At 69.5% G+C, this 22,164-nt stretch carries 21 protein-coding genes; 6 read left to right on the forward strand and 15 right to left on the reverse strand.

The genetic code is table 11. The features are described 5' to 3' along the window. Positions 1 to 60: 60 nt before the first annotated feature. On the reverse strand, positions 61 to 2,736 hold the full coding sequence (secD, locus tag ACWGKS_RS14290; protein ID WP_452455507.1) for a protein translocase subunit SecD: 2,676 nt from the start codon (positions 2,734 to 2,736) through the stop codon (positions 61 to 63). Between the two features lie 142 nt (positions 2,737 to 2,878). Then, positions 2,879 to 3,337 carry a hypothetical protein gene (locus ACWGKS_RS14295; protein WP_358506969.1) on the reverse strand — a complete coding sequence of 153 codons (459 nt, stop codon included), beginning with the start codon at positions 3,335 to 3,337 and terminating at the stop codon, positions 2,879 to 2,881. Positions 3,338 to 3,618: 281 nt separating this feature from the next. Here ACWGKS_RS14295 and metG point away from each other — a divergent pair, with 281 nt between their 5' ends. Continuing rightward, positions 3,619 to 5,484: a methionine--tRNA ligase gene (gene metG / locus ACWGKS_RS14300; RefSeq protein WP_452455509.1), complete on the forward strand. Its 1,866-nt coding sequence runs from the start codon at positions 3,619 to 3,621 to the stop codon at positions 5,482 to 5,484. Between the two features lie 89 nt (positions 5,485 to 5,573). Next, positions 5,574 to 6,497, forward strand: coding sequence for a TatD family hydrolase (locus ACWGKS_RS14305; protein ID WP_358507064.1), 924 nt, complete (start codon positions 5,574 to 5,576; stop codon positions 6,495 to 6,497). On the opposite strand, the gene rsgA is transcribed toward ACWGKS_RS14305, so the two are convergent. The 4 genes from rsgA to tnpA form a co-directional block, all read right to left on the reverse strand. Beyond that, entirely contained in the window at positions 6,494 to 7,609 is a 1,116-nt protein-coding gene (gene rsgA / locus ACWGKS_RS14310) for a ribosome small subunit-dependent GTPase A (protein ID WP_358506973.1), read from the reverse strand. The genes ACWGKS_RS14305 and rsgA overlap by 4 nt on opposite strands. Before the next feature lie 268 nt (positions 7,610 to 7,877). Beyond that, positions 7,878 to 8,753, reverse strand: coding sequence for an MHYT domain-containing protein (locus tag ACWGKS_RS14315; RefSeq protein WP_452522808.1), 876 nt, complete (start codon positions 8,751 to 8,753; stop codon positions 7,878 to 7,880). Positions 8,754 to 8,880: 127 nt separating this feature from the next. Further along, positions 8,881 to 9,651 (reverse strand): MHYT domain-containing protein, encoded by a 771-nt coding sequence (locus ACWGKS_RS14320; protein WP_358506977.1) that lies wholly within the window; start codon positions 9,649 to 9,651, stop codon positions 8,881 to 8,883. Positions 9,652 to 9,947: 296 nt separating this feature from the next. After that, positions 9,948 to 10,364: an IS200/IS605 family transposase gene (gene tnpA, locus ACWGKS_RS14325; protein WP_358506979.1), complete on the reverse strand. Its 417-nt coding sequence runs from the start codon at positions 10,362 to 10,364 to the stop codon at positions 9,948 to 9,950. A gap of 22 nt (positions 10,365 to 10,386) precedes the next feature. Between tnpA and ACWGKS_RS14330 the strand changes: the two genes are divergently transcribed. Continuing rightward, positions 10,387 to 11,589 (forward strand): RNA-guided endonuclease InsQ/TnpB family protein, encoded by a 1,203-nt coding sequence (locus ACWGKS_RS14330; protein WP_452522811.1) that lies wholly within the window; start codon positions 10,387 to 10,389, stop codon positions 11,587 to 11,589. A gap of 109 nt (positions 11,590 to 11,698) precedes the next feature. Here ACWGKS_RS14330 and ACWGKS_RS14335 read toward each other — a convergent pair whose 3' ends face one another. Further along, complete coding sequence (locus ACWGKS_RS14335) at positions 11,699 to 12,241, reverse strand: TetR/AcrR family transcriptional regulator (protein WP_358507066.1); 543 nt, start codon at positions 12,239 to 12,241, stop codon at positions 11,699 to 11,701. A gap of 490 nt (positions 12,242 to 12,731) precedes the next feature. Here ACWGKS_RS14335 and ACWGKS_RS14340 point away from each other — a divergent pair, with 490 nt between their 5' ends. The 3 genes from ACWGKS_RS14340 to ACWGKS_RS14350 all read left to right on the forward strand — a co-directional run bounded on the left by ACWGKS_RS14340 (position 12,732) and on the right by ACWGKS_RS14350 (position 14,072). Continuing rightward, complete coding sequence (locus ACWGKS_RS14340; RefSeq protein ID WP_358506983.1) at positions 12,732 to 13,223, forward strand: hypothetical protein; 492 nt, start codon at positions 12,732 to 12,734, stop codon at positions 13,221 to 13,223. Between the two features lie 98 nt (positions 13,224 to 13,321). Further along, complete coding sequence (locus ACWGKS_RS14345) at positions 13,322 to 13,693, forward strand: hypothetical protein (protein WP_358506984.1); 372 nt, start codon at positions 13,322 to 13,324, stop codon at positions 13,691 to 13,693. 136 nt (positions 13,694 to 13,829) lie between these two features. Next, entirely contained in the window at positions 13,830 to 14,072 is a 243-nt protein-coding gene (locus ACWGKS_RS14350) for a hypothetical protein (RefSeq protein ID WP_358506986.1), read from the forward strand. Between the two features lie 31 nt (positions 14,073 to 14,103). Here ACWGKS_RS14350 and ACWGKS_RS14355 read toward each other — a convergent pair whose 3' ends face one another. From ACWGKS_RS14355 to ACWGKS_RS14390, 8 genes are read right to left on the reverse strand one after another with little or no spacing between them, the layout of a single operon-like run. Beyond that, positions 14,104 to 15,108 carry a sugar phosphate isomerase/epimerase family protein gene (locus tag ACWGKS_RS14355; protein WP_358506988.1) on the reverse strand — a complete coding sequence of 335 codons (1,005 nt, stop codon included), beginning with the start codon at positions 15,106 to 15,108 and terminating at the stop codon, positions 14,104 to 14,106. A 40-nt stretch (positions 15,109 to 15,148) separates the two neighbouring features. After that, positions 15,149 to 16,546: an alkaline phosphatase family protein gene (locus ACWGKS_RS14360; protein ID WP_358506990.1), complete on the reverse strand. Its 1,398-nt coding sequence runs from the start codon at positions 16,544 to 16,546 to the stop codon at positions 15,149 to 15,151. 43 nt (positions 16,547 to 16,589) lie between these two features. Next, positions 16,590 to 17,753: a metabolite traffic protein EboE gene (gene eboE / locus ACWGKS_RS14365; protein ID WP_358506992.1), complete on the reverse strand. Its 1,164-nt coding sequence runs from the start codon at positions 17,751 to 17,753 to the stop codon at positions 16,590 to 16,592. Then, positions 17,750 to 18,619, reverse strand: coding sequence for a TatD family hydrolase (locus tag ACWGKS_RS14370; RefSeq protein WP_358506994.1), 870 nt, complete (start codon positions 18,617 to 18,619; stop codon positions 17,750 to 17,752). The genes eboE and ACWGKS_RS14370 overlap by 4 nt, the downstream gene beginning before the upstream one ends. Then, positions 18,620 to 19,276 (reverse strand): EboA domain-containing protein, encoded by a 657-nt coding sequence (locus tag ACWGKS_RS14375; protein ID WP_358506996.1) that lies wholly within the window; start codon positions 19,274 to 19,276, stop codon positions 18,620 to 18,622. Next, positions 19,273 to 20,118 (reverse strand): sugar phosphate isomerase/epimerase family protein, encoded by an 846-nt coding sequence (locus ACWGKS_RS14380; RefSeq protein ID WP_358506998.1) that lies wholly within the window; start codon positions 20,116 to 20,118, stop codon positions 19,273 to 19,275. The genes ACWGKS_RS14375 and ACWGKS_RS14380 overlap by 4 nt, the downstream gene beginning before the upstream one ends. After that, the gene (locus ACWGKS_RS14385) at positions 20,115 to 20,996 is read right to left on the reverse strand and encodes an SCO3242 family prenyltransferase (protein WP_358507000.1); all 882 of its coding nucleotides are present in this window, start codon (positions 20,994 to 20,996) and stop codon (positions 20,115 to 20,117) included. Before ACWGKS_RS14385 ends, ACWGKS_RS14380 begins: the two co-directional genes overlap by 4 nt. After that, a complete protein-coding gene (locus ACWGKS_RS14390; RefSeq protein WP_452522815.1) occupies positions 20,993 to 22,150 on the reverse strand; it encodes an inositol-3-phosphate synthase in 1,158 nt (385 codons plus the stop codon). Before ACWGKS_RS14390 ends, ACWGKS_RS14385 begins: the two co-directional genes overlap by 4 nt. Between the last annotated feature and the right edge of the window lie 14 nt (positions 22,151 to 22,164).

The following is a 22,164-nucleotide window of genomic DNA, read 5'->3' on the forward strand; positions in this document are numbered from 1 at the left end:
CGAACCGCACGACCTGGGCGGTTCGGGGCCCCTCATTTCTCGGGCCGGTGAAGGCGCGCCCTAGACGACCGCTCCGTCGTCCGCGTCGCGGGCGGCCTTGGCCGCCACCTTCTGCTTGGCCTTGCGTTCCTTGATCACGTGCGGCGCGGGCGTCTTGTCCCACTTCTGCAGCCAGATGGCGATCGGTACCGCGACGAACACGGTGGAGACCACACCGGTGGACAGACCGACCAACATGGCGATGGAGAAGTCCTGGAGCGAGGACCCACCGAGGAAGGTGAGGAAGATCAGGATGATCCACGCACCGACGGTCGTGTTCACCGTACGCGGCAGGGTGTTGAGGATCGCGCGGTTGGCGATCTCGGTGAACGAGGACTTGTCGTCCTTCGCCCACTCGTCTCGCACCCTGTCGAACACCACCACCGAGTCGTTGACGGTGAACCCGATGACACTCAGGATCGCGGCGAGGAAGACCCCGTCGATGGGCTTGCCGAGCCAGATGAACAGGCCGACGACCAACAGCATGTTGAAGCCCAGCGACACCATGGTGGAGACACCGAAGGACCAGCGGAAACGCCAGGCCAGGTAGATCATCTGCAGGGCCAGGGCCGCGCCGAGCGCGATCAGGGCCCGGTTGCGCAGCTCGTCGCCCATGCTCGGACCGATCAGCTCGTCGCTGATCAGGTCCACGCCACCGGTCTCCTCGGCGATGGCCTCGGTGATGCCGTTGGCCTCCGTGTCGGAGATGTCGCCGGTGCGGACGGACAGGTCGCCGTCACCGGACTCCTGGACCACCGCGGTGTCCGAACCCGCGAAGTCGAGCGCGGAGATGACACCTCGGGCCTCGTCGATGGACAGGTCCTGCTCGCCGGTGATCTCGTACTCCAGGACGCGACCACCGGTGAACTCGACACCGAGGTTGGTGTCGCGGACCAACGGTGCCGCGATCGCGGTGACCACGATCAGCGCGGCGACGATGAGTCCGACGCGGCGGAAGTTCATCAGCTGCGGGTTCTTCTCGACCAACCAGCTGCGGACCTTGCCGATGCGGTTGATGCCGCTGATCGAGGGGTGCTTCTTGATGACGGTTCGACGCACCGCCCACTCCACGAACACGCGCGCGATGACGAGCGCGGAGATCATGGAGGCGATGGTGCCCAGGCTCAGGGTCACACCGAAGCCCTGAACGGTGCCGGAGGCGAAGAAGAACAGCAGGGCGGCGGCCAGGATCGTGGTGACGTTGGTGTCGAGGACCGCGCTCCAGGCCTTCTGCGTGCCCTGGACGAAAGCCTTCTCCAGGTTGGGCGGCACCGCGCGGCGACGGCGACGGGCCAGGGCGCCGGTCTCCTTGCCCTCCTTGCCCTCCTTGTCGGACTCCTTCATGCCGGAGGCCTTGTTCGCCTCGTAGACCTGCTGTTGGCGCTGGTACTCCTCACGCGCCCGTTCGAAGATCAGCACGTTGGCGTCGATGGCCATACCGATCGCCAACACGAAACCGGCCAGACCCGGCAACGTCAGTGTGGCGCTGATGGCCACCAACGCGCCGTAGGCGATCAGGGTGTAGAACGCCAGGGCCAGGGAGGCCAGGAAACCGACCATGCGGTACACCACCGTGATGTACAGCGCGGTGAACGCGATGCCCAGGATGGCGGCGATGGCGCTGGCCTCGATGGCGGCGGCGCCGAGGGTCGGACCGACGGTCTGACGCTGGACCTCGGTGACCGGCAGCGGCAGCGAGCCACCCTCGATCAGCACGGCCAGCTCTTCGGCGGTCTCGCTGTTGAAGTCGCCGCTGATGGTGGTCTGGCCGCCGGCCATGCCCACCTCACAGGCGGTCTCCGCCGTCACCTGCGGGGACGAGATGACCTGGTCGTCCAGGACGATCGCGACGCGGCGACGTGGGTCGCCCTCTTGGAAACAGGCGGCCTGCCCGGTCAGTTCCTGCCACTGGTCACGGCCTTCGCCGCGGAAGGCGACGTTGACGACCCACTGGGCGCGGTTGACCTGGTCGAGGCCGGCCTCGGCGCTGGAGACGCGGTCGCCCTGGATGGCGGCCTCGCCCAGCTGGAGCATGGTGCCCTCGGAGTCGGGCAGGGTCACCGCGACGTCCTCGGGGTTCTCCGCGGGGGGACCGGCGGGCGCCTGGGGCATGCCGCCACCACCGGGGTCGCCGCCCATGCCGCCGAGGATCTCCTCCATCTCCTCCTGCGTCATCTCGCCGCCCTCGCCACCGGCGGGGGCTTCGCCCCCACCCTCGGCGGGAGCCTCGCCCTCGCCGTCGGAGGGGGCGCGGGCCTCGTCGGCCGGCGGGTTGGCGAAGTCTCCGCCCTGGGGCGCCTGGACGCCCTGGCCACCGCCGGACTCGCCCACGCCGAGGACCGGGTGGAAGGACAGCTGGGCGGTCTGGCCGACGATCTGCGCGGCCTCCGCCGGGTCCTGCACGCCGGGTAGTTCGACGATGATCCGGTTCTCACCGGAACGCGACATGTTCGCCTCGGCCACACCGAGACGGTCGATGCGCTGACGCAGCACCTCGACGACCTTGTCGGTGTTCTCCGAGTCGGCGGCGGTGCCGTCGGGGCCGTCCTGGGTTTCGAGGACGATCTGCGTACCGCCGCTCAGGTCGAGACCCAGGCGCGGTGGGATGAACCACGCCGCGCCGAACGCGACGAGGATGACGAGGAGGGAGATGAGCGCGCGTGTCCAGCGCGCTCCCGCTCCCGTTTGACTGGACAAGGGGTGAACCTCTCACTGCGGATGGTGGAACCGGTCGCGTGCCCGGGCACCGGACGGCTCGCGCGCGGCGCGAGGCCCGGGACCGAACGGGGGGTGCGAGGGCCCGGACCCGTACGAGACGGGTGAGGACCGACCGGGTTGGTCAGACGGTGGTGTGCGCGGTGAGAGGGGGCGCCCGGGTGGATGGCAGCCCCTCGGCGTCGACCTGTTCGGGAACGGGGTCGTGAAGGGGGAGGGGCAGCGGCCACCAGGGTTGGTCCCACACCGCCAGGCGCAGGGCGCAAGAGGGGACCGCGTCGGGCAGGTCCCGCAGTACCAACCGCTGATCGCAGGTGGAGGCGGGTGGCCCGAGCGCGACCGTCTGTGGGTCGACGTAGGGTCCGACCTCCTTGCCCGCCTCCTTGGCGGAGGGGGAGGGGCCGGAGTCGGCGGTGGTCGCCGGGGCGTCGGCCGAACCGACCGAGGAGGGGAGAGCCTCCCCATCACCGGACGGCGCGGCGGCCAAGGGGAAGGACAGCACGACCATCAACACCACGCCGGCGATCAGGGACGCGGTGTTCCGGGCAGGACGGGGTATGGCACGGGTATCCGTGGTGACCACCGCCTCGGGACCGGGTTGGAGGGTCGCTCTCTGTCGTTCCGCGTCGGCGCTCCGGTGACACTCGACGTCGTTGAGCCGAGCATAAGGGCAGGGACCCACCCCGGGGAATCACTGCCGGCCGCCCTGTGGACAACCGTTGCCGGAACGTATGCGGCCGACCGTCCGGGAAGCCCGGGGCGGAGGAGCGGGGGAAGGGGCGGGAAGCGCCGTCACATCGGGGAATCGGCGCCGTGGCCAGGGAGGCGGCCCGCGTACACCCCGGCCGGCTTTAGGCTTGGGTCATGTCGTCGAATCGCCACATCCTGACCGCGGTCGCCTGGCCCTACGCCAACGGCCCGCGCCACATCGGCCACGTCTCCGGTTTCGGGGTCCCCTCGGACGTCTTCTCGCGCTTCCAGCGAATGTCGGGGAACAACGTGCTGATGGTCAGCGGTACCGACGAACACGGCACCCCCATCCAGGTGCTGGCCGACCAGGAGGGCGTCAGCGCCCGCGAGCTGGCCGACCGCTACAACCGGATCATCGCCGAGGACCTCGTCGCCCTCGGCCTGTCCTACGACCTGTTCACCCGCACCACCACCGGCAACCACTACTCCGTCGTCCAGCGGCTGTTCACCACGCTCCACGACAACGGATACGTCTTCACGCGCACCACCAAGGGCGCGATCTCCCCCTCCACCGGCCGCACCCTGCCGGACCGCTACATCGAGGGCACCTGCCCCATCTGCGCCTACGACGGTGCCCGCGGTGACCAGTGCGACAACTGCGGCAACCAGCTCGACCCGATCGACCTGATCTCGCCGCGGTCCCGGATCAACGGGGAGACCCCCGAGTTCACGGACACCGAGCACTTCATGCTCGACCTGCCCGCCTTCGCCGAGATCCTCACCGAGTGGCTCAAGGGCAAGGAAGAGGAAGTGACCGCCTCGGAGCCGTCCGGTGATGGTGGTGGGCGCCGGGTGGGGTGGCGGCCCAACGTCCTCAAGTTCTCCCTGAACCTGCTGGAGGACCTCCAGCCGCGCGCGGTCACCCGTGACCTCAACTGGGGTGTGCCGATCCCGCTGGAGGGGTGGAGCGAGAACGCCAACAAGCGCCTGTACGTCTGGTTCGACGCGGTCATCGGCTACCTGTCCGCGTCCATCGAGTGGGCCGAGCGCGTGGGCGAGCCCGACGCCTGGAAGCGCTGGTGGCAGGAGAAGGACAGCGAGTCCTTCTACTTCATGGGCAAGGACAACATCGTTTTCCACTCGGTCATCTGGCCGTCCATCCTGCTCGGCGCGAGCGGCAAGGGCGACCGGGGCGGTGAGGTCGGAACGCTGGGCGAGCTGAACGTCCCCGACGAGGTGGTCTCCAGCGAGTTCCTCACCATGGAGGGACAGAAGTTCTCCTCCTCGCGCCGTGTGGTGATCTACGTGCGCGACTTCCTGGAGCGCTACTCCGCCGACGCGCTGCGGTACTACATCATGGCCGCCGGACCGGAGAACCAGGACACCGACTTCACCTGGGCCGAGTTCGTGCGCCGCAACAACGACGAGCTGGTCGCGGCCTGGGGCAACCTGGTCAACCGGTCCATCTCCATGGCCGCCAAGAACCTGGGCGAGATCCCCGCCGCCGGTGAGCTCACCGACGAGGACCGAGGGGTCCTGGCCGACTCCAAGGCCGCCTTCGACACCGTCGGAGCCCGCCTGGAGCGCTCACAGTTCAAGGCCGCCCTGCAGGAGGCCATGCGCACCGTCTCCGAGGCCAACAAGTACATCTCCGACCAGGCTCCGTGGGCGCTGAAGAAGACCGACCCCGAGCGGATGGCCACCGTTCTGCACGTGGCGCTGCAGCTGGTCCAGGACGCCAACACCCTGCTCACCCCGTTCCTGCCCGTCGCCGCCAACAAGGTGTACGCGATGCTGGGTGGCACCGGGACCTGGACCGGCATGCCCCGGATCGAGTCGGGTCACGACACCATCGGTGACTCCGAGGAGAAGGTGGACTACCCGGTCATCACCGGCGACTACGCCGACAACGACGCCCGGTGGGCCTCGACGCCGATCGTCCCGGGCACCCCGCTGAGCCGCCCGGAGCCGCTGTTCACCAAGCTCGACCCGTCCGTGGTCGACGAGGAACTCGCGCGCCTGGCCGGCGACACCGAGTAATCGAGCACATGAGTACCCGCGGGCCCCGAGAACACCTCGGGGCCCGCGGGGAATCTCCAATGACCGAGGGACGACGGAGGAAGGTCGACGTGGGCAAGCGCAGTGGCAAGGCGGTCAAGGAGCGCAACGCGCAGACTCCTCCGGCGGCGCCCGAGGCGTTGCGGGTACGGGTGGCCGACAGCCACACCCATATGGACATGCAGTCCCCCGAGGTCCCCGAGATCATCGCCGCGGCCGAGGCCGTGGGCGTGACCCCACTGGTGCAGGTGGGCGTGGACCTGTCCTCTTCGCGCTGGGCGGTCGAGGTCGCCGAGCGGTACCCCGGGAAGGTGTGGGCCGCGGTGGCCCTGCACCCCAATGAGGCCCCGCGCGTGGTGCACGGCGACGGCGCCGAGGGTGTGGAGGCCGACGACACCGACTGGACGGAGAAGGCCCGTCCCGCCGGTGGCATCGAGGCCTTGGAGGCCGAACTCGCCGAGATCGACGCCCTGGCCGGTCGCCCCGAGGTGGTCGCGGTCGGGGAGACCGGCATGGACACCTTCCGGACCGGGCCCGAGGGCGCGCGTGCCCAGGAGGAGTCCTTTCGCCGACACATCGCCATCGCCAAGAGGCACGGCAAGGCGCTCATGATCCACGACCGTGAGGCGCACGAGGACGTCCTGCGGATCCTGGTGGAGGAGGGCGCCCCCGAACGGGTGGTCTTCCACTGCTTCTCCGGCGACGCCGAGATGGCCAAGGTGTGCGCCGAGCACGGCTACTTCATGAGCTTCGCGGGCAACGTCACCTTCGCCGGCGCCGAATCACTCCGCGAGGCGGCGCGCGCGGCCCCCGCCGAGTCGATCCTGGTGGAGACCGACGCGCCCTTCCTCACCCCCAAGCCCTACCGGGGCCGACCCAACGCGCCCTACCTGATTCCGCTGACGCTGCGCGTGCTCGCCGAGGTCAAGGGGATGGACGAGGACGAGCTCGCCACCATCGTGGCGGACAACGCCCGTCGCGCCTTCGATTTCTAGAACCCTCGTTTGCGCCAGGCGTTCTCGCGGCCCTGACGGTCCTTCCGCTTCCATTCCTTACGACGGGCGGCGCGCAGTCGGGAGTCGTTGCGGCTCCGGTTCCACTCGGCCTCCCGACGCAGCCGGAACCAGCGGTCCAACCGGGCCGCGTCCAGTTCGCCCTCGTCGACGGCGGCGTTGACCGCGCAACCGGGTTCGTTTCCGTGTGAGCAGTCCCGGAACCGGCACCGCTCGACCAGGGCGTGGATGTCGGCGAAGGTCCGATCGACCCCGGTCTCGCCCCCGGGAACGTCGATTCGACGCACCCCCGGAATGTCCAGGAACAGGGCGCCACCGGGCATCGTGACCAGTTGCCGGTGGGTGGTGGTGTGCCGGCCTCGGCTGTCCTGCCGGATCTCGCCGGTCCCCATCACCTCCCGCTCGGCCAGTGCGTTGAGCAGGCTGGACTTGCCGGCTCCTGAGGTGCCCAACAGCACCCACGTGTCACCGGCGCTCAGTCGGGCGGCCAGGTCGGGCAGTCCGTCGCCGGTGTGCGCGCTGACGCCGTACACGTCCGCGCCGGTGGTGACGGCCCGGACCAGTTCGAGGACGTCCGGAAGCCGATCCCCGGCCAGTTCGGACTTGGTGACGGCCACGACCGGGGTGGCGCCGCTCGCCCAGGCGAGGCTGAGGAACCGCTCCAGTCGGCCCACGTTGGGGCCCTGGTCGGCGGCCTCGCAGATGAGGACGACGTCGATGTTGGCGGCCAGGACCTGGTCGTGCGAGTCCTTGGCCACGCCCTGTCGGACCAGGGTCCCGGTACGTTCCAGCACGGCCTCGACCACCCAGGTGTCACCGGATCGGCGGACCGCCACCCAGTCGCCGCCGGTGGGCGCGGTGGAACGGTCCGACTCGGCGGCCCTGCGCACCTCGGGTGACAGGTCGGCGGTGGCGGGCTCGGGTAGGTGGACGGCGACGGCGCCGCGTCGGGCCTCGATGACGCGGGCCGGTCGCAGGTGGTGCGGGGACGTCAGGGCGTCGAAGGCCGCGGAGACCCGCGGGTTCCATCCCAGCCGGGTCAGAGGGTGTTCGGGCAGGCCGGTCGTGCCGGTGTGTTCGCTGTGCTGACTCACGTCGTCTCTTCTTGGTACGGCGCGAGTCGGGGCCGTCGAGGTGCGGCGGCTCAGGACTCGCGGGAGATGAAAGAGGTGCCGTTGTGGGGGGTGGACACGAGGACGGGCATCGTGTGCTCCTCTCTTCTTCTCCCGCGGAAAGGGGCGGGAACCGGTGTGGCCGGCGCGGTGCGCGCCCGGTTCGATTCGAGACGAGCCTAGGCCGTGGTGCCCCCGGGACGCCAGTGGTTTTCACGGTCCCGGGGCACCACGCGAGTGCGGAACCGGTTCAGCGGTTCCTGGTCCACACGTCGTTACCCGGACCGGGGGTTTCCTGGTCCAGGGGTGCGACGGGGGAGCCGTGCCGGGGCGCGTAGTCCTCCTGGCTTCGCAGCACGGCGTGCTCGGTGGAGCGGTGGGAGGGGCGCGTGTAGTCCCGACGGTCGTCCTCGTCGCCGCTCAGCAGCAGGAAGAGGCTGCAGATCAGCATGAAGACGAACAGGCCCACGATCAGGGGAAGGGCCAACTCGGTGGCCTTGACGCCTTCCGGGGCTCCGTAGTGGGTCATCTCCGGGCTGTCGACGTGCAGTCCGGCCATACCGGTGTAGTGCATGGCCGACACCGCGAGCCCCATCACCAGGGATGCTCCGAAGATGGCGCCGTTGTGCTTCAGGTTCCGGGCGAACCACAGGGCCACGGTGGACGCCACCAGGCCGATGACGCAGGAGGCGACGACGGGGAGGGCGTTGTGGTGCATCTCCCCGTGCAGGTTCATCGACGCCATGCCGGTGTAGTGCATCGAGACGACGCCGACGCCGAGCAGGGTTCCGGACAGCAGCAGGCGTCCGTTGCTCTGGTTCTGGATGACCAGGTGCAGGGCCAGACCCATGACGAGGATGGGTATGACGCCGCTGACCAGGGTCAGGAGCGGGTCGTACCTGATGATCGTCCCGGGGATGGTGTGTCCCAGCATGGCGATGAAGTGCATCGACCACACGGCGATACCACCGAGGGACAGCGCCGCCAGGATCAGCCACTGCCAACGGACCAGACCGGCCGAACGACGGGCCCTCGCAGTGAAGACCAGCCCGAGGAAGGAACCGATGACGGAGACCGCGTAGGCGAGGGCGGGGGTGAGTAGACCTTGGGGGAATATGTCGGCCATGGCCGCAGGCCTCTACTTTCTATGACTCCAGTCACAAATGTGACCAGCAATCACAGATGGTAGAGACCGACCGTAATCCCCGCCAGAGGTGTGAAGACGGATTTCGTGACCACTTTCGGCCAGTTGGTCAGCCGTGGTTTTCGATCGACCGGCGATGGGAACCGCGTTTGTTCGAATCCGCGCCGTCCTCCACCCCCAGCATCAGGAGCAGGCTGCACACCAGCAGGAACACGAACAGGCCCACCACGAGCGGCAGTAGCAGGTCGATGCCGGTCGAGCCGGCCAAGGTGTCGGTGGTGCGTTCGGTCAGGGTGACGTCGACGCCGAACATGCCCGTGTAGTGCATGGCCGAGACCGCGACACCCATCACCAGGGCGGCGGCCAGGATGCTGAGCGTGCCGCGCAGCCGCCAGGAGAACCAGAGGGCGACCGTGGCCGCGACCAGGGCGATCGCCGTCGCCAGGACGACGAACAGGGGATCGTGGTGCATCTCGCCGTGCATGTGCATCGAGGCCATCCCGATGTAGTGCATGGAGACGATCCCGGAGCCCGCGATCACCCCGCTGATGAGGAGACGGGTGTTGTTCGGTTCGGTGCTCATCAGGAACAGCGCCACGGCCATGACGAAGATCGCGAGCAACCCGCTGGCTATGGTGAGCCCGGCGTCGTAGCGGATCGGGGTGCCGTGCACCTGGAAGCCCAGCATGGCGATGAAGTGCATCGACCAGATGGCGGTACCCCCGAGGCAGATCGCGCTCAGGGCCAGCCACCACCACCGGGCCGCGCCGGTGGACGTTCGGAGGCGGCGGGCGAACATCAAACCGATGAAGGATCCGATCACGGAGACCGCGTAGGCGCCTATCGGCGTCAGCAATCCGGTGTTGAAGTGGTCGATCATGATTTCCGCGTCCCTGGGCGTAAAAGGGTGAATCCTTAGCCTTCAGGATAAAATGCCTGTTCAGGGGCGTCGGGCGCGGAGAGCGTAAGGGGTCGTGGCCCGGGCCTCGGCGGGCCGACGGAAGCGCGCGGCCGTTGGGGGAGCCGTTTTCGGTTCACTCGGAATATGTGGTTTTTATCACCAAATGGGTTGCTGTGGGGCGAATGTTCGCTTGACCCCCAGGGCTACCTGTTTTATCCGAGAGTGCTCCGGCCTTCAGGCCGGAGGTGAATCGGATCCGAACCTGCGCCGGTCCGTCAGGACGGGCGTTTCTGGTCCTGGATGTACCGCCGAAGGACGCTGATCGGCGCACCCCCGACCGACCCGGCGAAATAGGACCCCGACCACAACCGCTTGGCTCGCCAGTAGTGGCGCTCAAGCTCAGGGAACTCCTGACGCAACCTACGCGAGGACACCCCCTTGAGGCTGTTGACCAGCTTGGATACCGCGACCTTGGGTGGGAAGTCCACCAGCAGATGGACATGGTCCACCTCGCCGTTGAACTCCACCAACTCTGATTCGAAGTCGGCGCACACCGCCCGCATGACCTCCTCCATCCGCCACAGGTGGCGGTCGGCGAAGACCTCATGCCGATACTTCGTCACGAAAACCAAGTGCGCGTGCATCGCGAAAACACAGTGTCTACCAGCCCTGACATTGCTCTCATTGGCCATAAACCAATGATAGAATGCGAGCATGCAGCTTCGATACACCTACCGCCTTTACCCGGACAGGGACCAGCGCGCCGCGCTCGCCCGCTTGTTCGGGTGTGTGCGAGTGGTGTTCAACGACGCTCTGGAACGCCAGAATCCCGTGAAGGCGTCGAACAAGCTGCTCGGTTCCCCCAAGGCACGGACCGCCCAGAGCCCCTACCAGCGGGTACCCAAGAACACCGAGTTGTCCAAAGCGCTGATCACCGAAGCGAAGCGGACCCCGCAGCGGGAATGGCTTGCGCAGGTGTCCTCGGTCCCGCTCCAGCAGGCGTTGCGGGACCTGGACAAGGCGTGGAAAGCGCACGAGGACTCCAAGAGCGGAAAGCGCAAAGGCGCGAAGGTGGGGGCGCCTCGGTTCAAATCGCGCCGTGATAACACCCAGTCGGCCCGGTTCACCAACAACGCCAAATGGAAGATCACCGCCCCTGGGAAGTTGTCCCTGCCCAGGGTCGGCCAGATCAAGGTGGTGTGGTCACGCGAGCTGCCGTCCACTCCGACCTCGGTCACCGTGATCAAGGATGCCGCTGATCGGTACTTCGCCTCGTTCGTGGTCCAGACAAACGCCGATGAGGTACTGCCCGAGACCACGCCGGAGGTCGGGATCGATCTGGGATTGTCGCACTTCGCGGTGCTGTCGGACGGAACGAAGATCACCAACCCGCGGTTCCTGCGCCGTGCCGAACGCAAGCTGAAGAGAACCCAGAGAGCACTCTCCCGCAAGACCAAGGGCTCCAACAACAGGGCCAAGGCCCGTCGGAAGGTGGCCCGCGCTCACGTTCGGATGGCCGATGCCCGTCGGAACTTTCACCACAAGCTGTCCGCCACGCTGGTACGCGAGAACCAAGCCATCCACGTGGAGGATCTGTCGGTGCAGGGGCTGGGACGCACCCGGATGGCCAAGAGCGTGCACGATGCCGGCTGGTCGGCATTTGTGAACATGCTTCAGTACAAGGCCACCAGGTACGGGCGCTCCTTCTCCAAGGTCGACCGGTTCCTGGCCTCCTCACAAACCTGCTCAGAATGCTGGGCCATCGATGGACCCAAACCCTTGCACGTACGGGAATGGACGTGCAAGGCGTGTGAAACCACCCACGATCGGGACGTGAACGCGGCCCGCATCGTCCTGGCGGCCGGACGGGCCGACAGGTCAAACGCCTGTGGAGGGACTGTAAGACCAGCCGCTTGAGGTTGGCAGGACCCAGGGAAACAGGAACCAGTGCGCGCTGTGAGGCGCGTAGTGCCACCTGCCCGACAAGGGCGGGTCGGAATCCCCGTCGTTCACGGCGGGGAGGACGTCAATCCTTGGGCGCGCGCATCCCCTGGAACGCGATGCGGATCAAGGCGTCGGCGATCTCCTCGCAGGCCAGTCCTCGGTCGGGCTTGTACCACTCGACGATCGAGTTGACCATGCCGAACAGCAGACGTGAGGCGACCGCGGGGTCCACGTCGCTGCGGATGTCGCCGTCGACCACGCCTTCGCGTACCAGATCGGCGATCAGGTGGTCGAAGCGACGCCGGCGCTCCAACGCCCGCTTCTCCACGTCGGTGTTGCCTCGCACCCGCAGCAGCAGGGTCACGTGCGGAAGTTCCTCGACCAGCACCCGGACGCTGCCGCGCATCACGTGTTCCAGGCGGTCGATGGCCCGCCCGGTGGTCGCGCCCTCTTCCCCGGTCACCTCGAACAACGCGTCCATCGCCAGGTCCAGCGACCGACGCAGCAGTTCGGTCTTGCCGGAGACGTGGTGGTAGATCGCGGACTTGGTCACACCCAGGGCGCGGGCCAGGTCCTCCATGCTCGTGCCGTCATACCCGCGTTCGTTGAAGACGCGGGCGGCCACGCGCAGCACGGAGTCGGCGTCGTGCCCCGGGCGGCCGGAGCGGCGCCGTCCGGTCGAGCGTGCGGCGGGGTCGTCGGGTGCGGAAGTTCGGGCCACGGTTGTCGAACCTACCTTGCGGCGGAGGGCTGGAGCGCGTGGAAGGTCGGGTCCTCCCGCGTGTCGACCGGATCGGCCTACTGAACGAACGGTCGGTAACACACCCTAGGGCCTGTTCGTGTGCCTTGCGTTCCGTGAGCGAAAGTCCCGAAACAGAACAACGGACCTCATTCGCCGACACTGGCCGAAAAGTCCACAGAACGCATTCTGAGAATCAAACGCCACTTACTTCTTTTCCGCGAAATGGCAGGCCAGAAGGTGCGTAAATATTAAATGCCGGAAAAGCCTGCGAGAAGGACGATGGCGTCTTATTCTCGAATCGTCCGCTACCGGGACATCGTTCGATTCCGCCCGTGGGCCGACCGGATCGGCTCCGCCCTCACAAAGGAACGCCGTGCACGCCATCGACCAACAGATGCGGGAGATGCTCCAGACCCCTGGCGTACGCAGTGTCTGTCTCGTCGACTGGCGAGGCGACCGCGCCCTGTCCCACGTCGGAGAGGACGACGGGACCTCGGGCGCGGCGGCGATGCTCCAGGCCATCGCCGGCGGGCCGCTCTGCGCCGCCCAGACGGTGGAGGACGTGGTGGTCACCGAGGTCGACCACCACGTGCTGTACGCGGTCCTTCGCGGCTCGCACTACTGCGTGCAGGTCCGCGTGGAGCGCGACCAGGGCAATCTCGGGATCGCCCTGCGCAGACTGCGGGACCTGGCCGACAACGTCGAACCACCCGAACACGACACCCACCCGCCCCGCCGTGGCCACGGCCGTCCGATCAGGCCCAGGGCCCTGGTCACCCTGGACCGACCGATGCTGGAACGGGTCCTATCCGGGCTGCGCGCCCTTTCGGTGGAGCGGCCCGAAGCGGAAACGGTGGTCGCGTGAACGGTGGTTCGCCCCCGCGCCACCGGGGTCCGGGACTGCGTCGTTGGATCGCCGACCGGAGAGAGCTGCGCCGAATCAACCAAAGGAAAGAGAAGGACATGCCCAACATCGAAGCCGGACTCAAGGAAATGATGGAGATCGAGGGCGCCGTCGGGGCCGCGGTGGTCGACTACAGCAGCGGAATGGCCCTGGGCACCCTCAGTTCGAACAAGTCCCTGGACCTCACGGTGGCCGCCGCGGGCAACACCGAGGTCGTCCGGGCCAAGATGCGGACCATGGACCAACTGGGCCTGAACGACGCGATCGAGGACATCCTCATCACCCTGTCCGGGCAATACCACGTCATCCGGCCCCTCACCAGCCGCAAGGGGCAGGGACTCTTCCTCTACCTGGCGATGGACCGCGCCCGCGGGAACCTCGCCCTGGCCAGGCACCGGCTCAAGGGCATCGAGGAGACCCTGGAGATCTGAGGCCGGTCCCGGGACGGTGGGTGGGTCCGGGCCCGCCCCCACCGTCCCGGTCGGCTCTCCCCAGGCGCTTTCCCACCTCGCCACGGATGGGAGAGAATGTCGTCGACCATCCCCCCGAACCGCAGGGAGACCGGCGATGTTCCGGATCGCGATCAGTCGGCTCACCGATGACGGCCGACGCATCACCCCCGAACACCGGGGCACGGCCCTGTCCATCGACGAGGCGGTCCTCGCCCTGCGCGAGGTGCTGCCCGGCGTGGACACCAGTGCCTTCGGCGGTGACGCCGTCCAACGCTCGGTGAACCGGGTCAACGACTTCCGCCACGACGTGGGGACCGACGGCGGGGAGTTCCGCGTCGTCATCGCCCCCATGATGTGACGGGCCGACGTGGGGGCCGCGGCCGGATCCGTCAGCCGGAGCCGAACGCGGAGTCGAAGGAAGACGTGGGCGGGTCGAAGACGTTGGCCCGCACGAACCTCACCGCCTCCGCCGCACCGGTCAGACGGTCCATTCCGGCGTCCTCCCACTCGATGGAGATCGGCCCGTCGTAGCCGATCGAGTTCAGCACGCGGAAACACGCCTCCCATGGCACGTCGCCCCGGCCGGTGGACACGAAGTCCCAGCCCCGACGCGGGTCGCCCCACGGCAGGTGTGAGCCCAGACGTCCGTTACGGCCGCCGCCCACGCGCTTGCGGGCGTCCTTGCAGTCCACGTGGTAGATCCGGTCCCGGAAGTCCCACAGGAATCCGATCGGGTCGATGTCCTGCCACACCATGTGGCTGGGATCCCAGTTCAACCCGAACGCCTCCCGGTGCCCCACCGCCTCCAGGGCCGCCTGTGTCGACCAGTAGTCGTAGGCGATCTCCGAGGGATGCACCTCGTGGGCGAAGCGCACGCCCACCTCGTCGAACACGTCCAGGATCGGGTTCCACCGGTCGGCGAAGTCCCGGTAACCGGCCTGGATGACGTCGTCGCCCACCGGCGGGAACATCGCCACGTACTTCCAGATCGCGGAGCCGGTGAAGCCCACCACCGTGGACACGCCCAGCCTCGCGGCCGCCCGGGCGGTCAGCTTCATCTCCTCGGCGGCGCGCCGCCGCACGCCCTCGGGGTCGCCGTCGCCCCAGACCCGGGACGGCAGGATGTCCCGGTGGCGGTGGTCGATGGGGTCGTCGCACACCGCCTGGCCCAGCAGGTGGTTGGAGATGGCCCACACGCCGAGCCCGTGCCGTTCGAGGATCTCCCGGCGCCCCTGGACGTAGGAGTCGTCGACGGCGGCGCGGGTGACGTCCAGGTGGTCGCCCCAGCAGGCGATCTCCAGTCCGTCGTAGCCCCAGGAAGAGGCGAGTTCGCACACCTTCTCGAAGGGCAGGTCGGCCCACTGGCCGGTGAAGAGGGTGACCGGTCTGGTCATCGTGCATCCTCCGTTGTTCGGGGGGTCGGGGCCGGTTGCGTCATAGCGGGGTCGACCTCGTCGGTGCCGGCACACCGACGAGGTCGAGTATGAGATCGCGGACCTCGGTGGCCGCGAAACGATCCCGGTCCGGGATGGGGCCGTCGCACAACAACAGCGGTCCGTCCTCGGGATCGGTGTGGGGGCGTCCGTGGGTTCCGCGCACACAGCCCGGATCCAGGGGGACGACGTTCATCGCGTACCGCAGGCCGACCTTCTTGCGGATCAGGCCCGCCGCGGCCCGCGCCTTGACCATCGGGTCGGCGGGGTCGAGGAACAGCTCGGCCGGGTCGTATCCGGGCTTGCGGTGGATGTCGACGCCACGCGCGAAGTCGGGGGCGCGGTCGTCGTCCAGCCAGTAGTAGTAGGTGAACCAGGCGCCCGGATCGGCGAACAGCACCAGTTCGCCGGAGCGGTCGTGGTCGAGTCCGTGACCGGCCTGCGCCGCCCGGTCCAGGACCAGGTCCACACCCTCCAGGCCGGCCACGACCTCGGTGACCGCGGGCAGGTCGGCGGGGTCGTCCACGTAGACGTGGGCGCACTGGTGGTCGGCGACCGCGAAGGCGCGCGAGGCCCACGGGTCCAGGTACTCCATGCCCTCCTGCGTGTACACCTCCAGCAGCCCGGCCTCGCGCAGCGCGCGGTTGACGTGCACGGGGCGGTCGGCCGGGGTGATGCCGTACTCGCTGAGCACCAGCACGGTGACACCGGCCGCCTCGGCGTCGTCCAACAGCGGCGCCAGCGCGGCGTCGAGGTCGCCGACCGCCTTGAGGGCCTGTTCGGATCCCGGACCGAAGCGTTGTAGGTCGTAGTCCAGGTGCGGGACGTAACACAGGGTCAGGTCGGCCCTGGGCAACAGTCGACGGGTGGCGGCCACGATCCACTCGGTGGAGCGGAGGGAGGCGGTCGGCCCCCAGTAGTGGAACAGGGGGAAGGGGCCCAGCTCATCGGTGAGTTCGTCGTGCAGCGCCACCGGCCGGGCATAGTAGTCAGGGGACTTGCGCCCGTCCGCGTGGTAGACGGGCCTGGGCGTGATGGTCCAGTCGGTGGTGGCGCCCATGGCGTACCACCAGCACACGTTGGCGGTCCGGAAACCGGGGCGGTGCCTGCGGGCGGTCTCCCACACCTTCTCGCCCTGGACCAGCCGGTTGTGCTGGCGCCACAGGTGCACCTCTCCCAGGTCACGGAAGTACCAGCCGTTGGCGACGGCGCCGTGGCCGGCCGGGGTGGCGCCGGTGAGGAACGTGGACTGCACGGTGCAGGTCACGGCGGGCAGGACGGTCTCCAAGGTGGCCTGCCGGCCCCGTTCCGCCAGGGCCCGCAGACGGGGCGCGTGCCGAAGCAGCCGGGGGGTGAGGCCGACCGCGTCGATGACGAGGAGGCGGCGGTCCTGGGTCATGGGGAACGGTCCCTTCCTTCGGGGGCCACGGGCCATCGGGCGTTCACAGGGCGGTCAGTCCGAGGTCGAGGAGCCGGTCCCGGGTCCAGGCGAGCTCGGCGGCGATCCCCTCGATCAGCCCGTCCTCGCCCACGGGCCTGCTGCCCTCGGGCAACACCGTCCAGGTGTAGGTCTCGACTTCGAGGTGGTCGGTGCGGGCGCCCTCGGGCCCCAGGAGGTGGGCGAGGGTCTCGGTGAGGTGGTCGGTGGTGCCGCGCAACGGTTCGTTCGCGGGGGAGTGCAGGGGCGCGTGGAAGTGGGTGCGCCAGGGGCCGCGTCCGCGCAACGGGCGAGGGCCGTGGAGGGCGTCGGGCAGGTCGTCGCGGCCCTGGGCGCGCCCGCCCACGAGCTCACGGGTCTGGTGCAGGAACCGGTCCTCGGCGAAGGCGGCGAGCGCCTCCCTGGCCCGAGGGGCGGACGGGTCGGGGACCTCCAGGGCCGCCGACACCTGGGTCTTGACCACCGGCAGCCCGGCGTCGGCCAGGCGGGCGAGCGCCGGTCCGGGTTCCTCGAACCCCACCGCCAGGTGGCAGGTGTCCAGGCACACGCCCAGGTGCGCGGGCGATCCGGAGAGGAACCGGGCGGCGTCGTGGGTGCTCTCCACCACGCACCCCGGTTCGGGTTCCAGGGCGACCCGGACCGGGCGTCCCGCGTCGGCGAGTTCGGCCAGGGCCCCGGACAGCTCGGTCAGGTGCCCGCGGGCGACCACCAGCCGCTCCGACGACCAGGGCTCCCGCCAGGCGAGGGGCAGGGTGGAGACGCTACCCCGGGCGGCGTCGTCGGGCATCAGCCGGGCCAGGATCCGGGCGCAGTCCACCGTGTAGTCCAACCGGGCGCGGTCGGTCCAGTCCGGACTGTAGACGGCGTGCTTGACCACCGGGTCGTGGAAGCCGGTGTAGGGGAACGCGTTGAGGGTGACGGTCTCCAGCCCCGCCGTCTCCAGGCCCTCGCGCAACCGGTCGACCAGGGCGGGGTCCGCGGCCAGCTCGCGGGCCAGGGGAGCGGGAAGCCACAACCCGAGCCCCAACAGGTCGACGCCCAGGGCGGAGCGGACCCCGCCGCCGAACACCCGGATCTGGCGCAGGACACCGTCGAGGTCCTCGGCCGGGTGGACATTGGTGCAATAGGCCAGATGGACGACGGTGCCGTCGGGGTGGCGGAACCTCATCCGGCGTCCCCCTCGGGGCGTTCGCCGCGCAGGATCGAGTTGCCCTCGAAGGTCGCCCCGACCGACGAGGCGCCCTCCAACGACAGGCGACCGCTTCGGGCGAAGAAGTCCACCGGGTTGCGCCACAGCACCCGGTCCACCTCGTCGTCGGTGAAACCCGCGGCCAGCATGGCCCGCCCCGTGTACAGGGTCGAGAGCGGGTCGCTGTGCCCCCAATCGGCGGCCGAGTTCACCACCATCCGGTCGGTGCCCCACTCCGAGAGGATCCGCACCATCCGGTCCGGGTCCATCTTGGTGTCGGGGTAGATGGAGAAACCCATGACGCACCCGGAGTCGTGCACCATCGCCACGGTGGTCTCGTTGAGGTGGTCCACCAGCACCATCTCGGGGGAGACACCCGACTCGGCGACCAGCCGGAGCGTGTGCCGCGTCCCCTCGGCCTTGTCCCGGTGCGGGGTGTGCACCAACACCGGCAGGGCGAACTCCTTGGCCAGCTCCAGCTGCCGGCGGAAGACCTTCTCCTCCTCCGGGGTGCGCGAGTCGAAGCCGACCTCGCCGACCGCCACCACACCGTCCTTGGCCAGGTAACGGGGGAGGACGTCGAGCACCCCGGTCAGCCGGGGGTCGTTGGCCTCCTTGGGGTTGAGCGCGATGGTGCAGTGGTGGGCGATCCCGAACTGTGCGGCGCGGAAGCGCTCCCAACCGATGAGTCCGTCGAAGTAGTCGCGGAAGGAACCGACGCCGGTGCGCGGCTGCCCCGTCCAGAAGGCGGGTTCCACCAGCGCTCGCACCCCGGCGTCGTACATCGCCCGGTAGTCGGTGGTGGTGCGCGAGGTCATGTGGATGTGAGGTTCGAAGATGCGCATTCAGCCCTCCTGCGGCCGTTCGTGGAAGGGGTGTTCGGGGAAACGGTCCAGGACCGACCGGGCGTCGGCCGGTACGGCCCGACCCGCGGCCGCGCGTTCGTGGGCGAAGTCCGCGCACATGCGGGCCAGTTCGAGGTCGACCCGGGTGTCCAGCCCCGCCACCAGACGCAGCGGCACCCCGACGAACAGGCACTTGAGCACGGTCTGTCGCCAGGCGTGGTCGTCCAACAGGGACTGGGCGGGATTCGCGGCCGCCGCCGCGATCAGCCGGGTGTCGTTGGTGCGCAGGCCGTCGGCGAGCAGGTTCCGCATCGTCCCCGCGACCTCGGGCACCGTGCCGTCCAGCAGGTGGAGGCCGTGCAGCACCGCGCGTTTCTCGTCGGCGTCGCCGTATTCGTACAGATCGGTGATCTCCGTGGCCGCGTCCGCCGGCGGCAGGGAGCCCACCACGGTCCGTAGGAGTTCGATCCGGGCCGAATCCTCCACCGTCGGTCCGAGTGTTCCGGTGGGGTCGCCCGAAGGTCCGGGCCCACGGGCCACCCGCCGCCCCACCGCGGGGAAGAGAACGGCGACACGGGAGGGCCGCTCCGCCACCTGGGCGCACAGGGAGTCCAACACCGATCGGGCCTTGTCGTCCAACGGCTCCAACGCGCTCAAGCCTCCTCCTCGACCCGGGCCCAGGCGGCGTCCAGGGCGCGCTTGGACCTCTCCGCGACCACCGGGGCGGCGTGACCGTGCCGGGGCAGCTCCACCGACGCCATGCCGGTGTATCCCACCCGGCGCAGGGCGCCCAGGACCCCGGGCAGGTCGATCTCGCCGTCCCCGAACTCCAGGTGCTCGTGTACGTGGGGGCGCATGTCGTCCAGTTGCACGTTGGCGATCAGCGGGCCCGCCCGCTCGACCGCGCCCTCGGGGCCATCGGGTTCGTTGCACACCCCGTGGCCCACGTCGAGGGTCACCCGCAGCCGCTCGGGGTCGCCGAGCCTGCTCCGTAGCTCCAGGACGTCCGCCAACCGTTCGGCGAACATGCCCGGTTCCGGTTCGAAGGCGCAGTCCACGCCCAGTTCGTCCGCGACGACCAGGACCTTCTCCACCTCCGAGGTGAGCCGGTCCCACCCCTGGCCGATGGTGGCGCCCTCGGGCAGGATCCCGGACCAGAAGGACACCGCCTCGGCTCCCAGCTCGTCGGCGACGCGCACCGCGCGTTTGAGCAGGTCGACCCGGACGTCCCGGCCGGTGTCGGAGACCAGGGTGGGCTCGTGCTTGCGTCGGGGATCCAGCAGGTAGCGGGCACCGGTCTCGATCACCGACGCCAGACCCAAGGTGTCCAGCCGGCGCCCGATCGCCCTCACCCGGGCCTTGGCGTCCAGGGAGAACGGATCCAGGTGCGGGTGGTCCAGGGTCAGCCCGACCCCCTCGTACCCGAGGTCGGCGATGATCGAGAGCGCGTCGTCGATCCGGTGGTCCCAGAACCCGTTGGTGCCGTATCCGAACCTCATGTCACCGCCACCCTCCGCGAAGCACGGGCGACGACGGGGGCTCCCACCGCCAGCGCGCAGGCCGGTACGGGTGCGCCATAGCGGGACAGCAACGCGGCCTGGAGCGGAATCATGCCGCGGATGCCCACGCCGGTCGCCTCCCGCGCGTGTTCGGCCGCGGGGTCGGCCAGCGCCCGCCCCTGGGCGAGGCCGACCGTGCCGGCGTAGGCCCCCGCGAACATCCCGGCGATCACCTCGTCCACCGCGTCGCGCGGGGTCTGGGGTCCGGTCCGGCCGGGAAGGGCCGCCACGACGGCCCCGGCCAGGGTGCAGGCCAACGAGCCCGCAGCGATCCCCGGGCGGGTGCCGTGCACCTCGCCCCGGCTCAGCGCGGTCACACCCAGGGTGTGCACGGCCATCGCCACGGCCGGCCGCACCGCCCGCCCGGGTCGGTCGCCGGCGCCGAGCAGAACGTCCAGACCGCGGGCCGTCGCCATCCCCAACGGCGACAGCCGGGTGGGTTTGAGCACCAGGTCGTAGGTCCACACCGTCGCGGCCAGGGCGGAGGCGACCAGTGCCGTCCGCCGCCCGCCGGCCAGCGCCGCCACACCCACACCCGCCACCGTGAGCCCGGACGCGACCGCCAAGGCCTCGCCGGGAGCCACCGCGCCGGAGGGGATGGGGCGTTCGGGGCGTTCGGCCGCGTCCAACTCGCGGTCGGCGTAGTCGTTGAGGGCCATCCCCGCCCAGTACAGACACACCGAGGAGAGCGGCAACGCCCACGTACGCGGCTCGCGCAGCCGTCCTGCGGCGGCCGCCCCGGTCAGGGTGTCGCCCAGGACGGAGAGGGCGGCGGGCAGGCGCACGAGACGGGCCAATGATCGGACCTTCGCGTTCATCTTCGAGCACCCCCGTCCTCGGCGCACCAGGCGGTCAGGGCCCGCCACTGCTCGGAGAGCCCGTGCACGTCGCTCGCGGCCGGGTCCTTGAAGAAGAAGCCCAGTTCCGGCACCGGTCCGACCCGGCCGCACCGGTGGGCGTGCGCGGCCAGCCGGGCCAGGTCCAGCACCAACGGGGCGGCGAGGGCCGAGTCGTACCCCGACCAGGTGAACTGCAGGGTCATCCTGGCGCCCAGGAACCCCTCGAAGGACACGTGGTCCCAGGCGGTCTTGGTGTCGCCCAGATCCGGCACGTAGTCGATGTGCAGCGGACCGTCCACCGGGTGCCCCAGCAGGTGCTCCAGGCCACGCGCCTTGGACGCGGACTTGTTGTCGTTGCTCTCGGGGTCGTCGAGGGTGCGCCCGTCCCCGCCGCCCAGCAGATTGGTGGAGGACCACGAACGCACCCGCAGGGCGCGCGCGGCGAACATGGGCGCCAGCGCGCTCTTGACCAGGGTCTCCCCGGTCTTGCCGTCCGAACCGGCCCACGGCAGCCCCAGCCGTTCCGCCAGGGTGGCCAGAGCGGGCGGTCGGGGCCCCGCGTTGGGCGTGAACTCCACGAAGGAACAGCCCGCGCGCAGGGCCGCGTACGCGTAGACCGAGCTCGCCGGAACCCGGGCGGTTCCCGCGTCCAGGGCCGCCTCCAGGAGGTCGGGATCGGCGAGCTCGGGGCTCGGTCTCGGAGTCGGCTCGGTGCTGGACACGTCCACGACCACCACCCGCTCCAGCGACTCCGCTTCGGCGAACTCCCGGATGTCCCCCTCCAGGGCGTCCGCGTCGCGGCGGGAGAACCCCTCGGAGCGTGGTTCCAGCCCCTTGCGGATCCGCCGGTCCACCTCGCCCAGTTCCTCGGCGAACGCCTCGGGCAGGTGCGGCGGCACCACCCCCGACCTGGCCAACGGCTCCGCGCTCTTGACCAGATGGGTACCGCGGACGTCGTGACCGGCGAACACCAGGTCACCGATGCCGGGCAGGTTCGCGTCGGCGAACTCGGGGCGTTCGGTGACGCACCCGGTCGGCTCGGCGGCTCCGGCCCGGACGGCCAGGGCGCCGAGGACGGCCGTGGTGGCGACCGATCCGCGCGCCCCCACCGACCACACTCCGATTCGTGTCATACGGAACTCCCCTG

The sequence above is a fragment of the Nocardiopsis sp. NPDC055879 genome, assembly GCF_053615935.1.

What these genes read in the sequence shown, in the direction of transcription:
- metG (WP_452455509.1), top strand. Translation starts at nt 3,619, where the DNA reads ATGTCGTCGAATCGCCACATCCTGACCGCGGTCGCCTGGCCCTACGCC.
- ACWGKS_RS14315 (WP_452522808.1), bottom strand. Translation starts at nt 8,753, where the DNA reads ATGGCCGACATATTCCCCCAAGGTCTACTCACCCCCGCCCTCGCCTAC.
- ACWGKS_RS14320 (WP_358506977.1), bottom strand. Translation starts at nt 9,651, where the DNA reads ATGATCGACCACTTCAACACCGGATTGCTGACGCCGATAGGCGCCTAC.
- tnpA (WP_358506979.1), bottom strand. Translation starts at nt 10,364, where the DNA reads ATGGCCAATGAGAGCAATGTCAGGGCTGGTAGACACTGTGTTTTCGCG.
- ACWGKS_RS14330 (WP_452522811.1), top strand. Translation starts at nt 10,387, where the DNA reads ATGCAGCTTCGATACACCTACCGCCTTTACCCGGACAGGGACCAGCGC.
- ACWGKS_RS14345 (WP_358506984.1), top strand. Translation starts at nt 13,322, where the DNA reads ATGCCCAACATCGAAGCCGGACTCAAGGAAATGATGGAGATCGAGGGC.
- ACWGKS_RS14350 (WP_358506986.1), top strand. Translation starts at nt 13,830, where the DNA reads ATGTTCCGGATCGCGATCAGTCGGCTCACCGATGACGGCCGACGCATC.
- ACWGKS_RS14355 (WP_358506988.1), bottom strand. Translation starts at nt 15,108, where the DNA reads ATGACCAGACCGGTCACCCTCTTCACCGGCCAGTGGGCCGACCTGCCC.
- ACWGKS_RS14360 (WP_358506990.1), bottom strand. Translation starts at nt 16,546, where the DNA reads ATGACCCAGGACCGCCGCCTCCTCGTCATCGACGCGGTCGGCCTCACC.
- eboE (WP_358506992.1), bottom strand. Translation starts at nt 17,753, where the DNA reads ATGAGGTTCCGCCACCCCGACGGCACCGTCGTCCATCTGGCCTATTGC.
- ACWGKS_RS14370 (WP_358506994.1), bottom strand. Translation starts at nt 18,619, where the DNA reads ATGCGCATCTTCGAACCTCACATCCACATGACCTCGCGCACCACCACC.
- ACWGKS_RS14380 (WP_358506998.1), bottom strand. Translation starts at nt 20,118, where the DNA reads ATGAGGTTCGGATACGGCACCAACGGGTTCTGGGACCACCGGATCGAC.
- ACWGKS_RS14385 (WP_358507000.1), bottom strand. Translation starts at nt 20,996, where the DNA reads ATGAACGCGAAGGTCCGATCATTGGCCCGTCTCGTGCGCCTGCCCGCC.
- ACWGKS_RS14390 (WP_452522815.1), bottom strand. Translation starts at nt 22,150, where the DNA reads ATGACACGAATCGGAGTGTGGTCGGTGGGGGCGCGCGGATCGGTCGCC.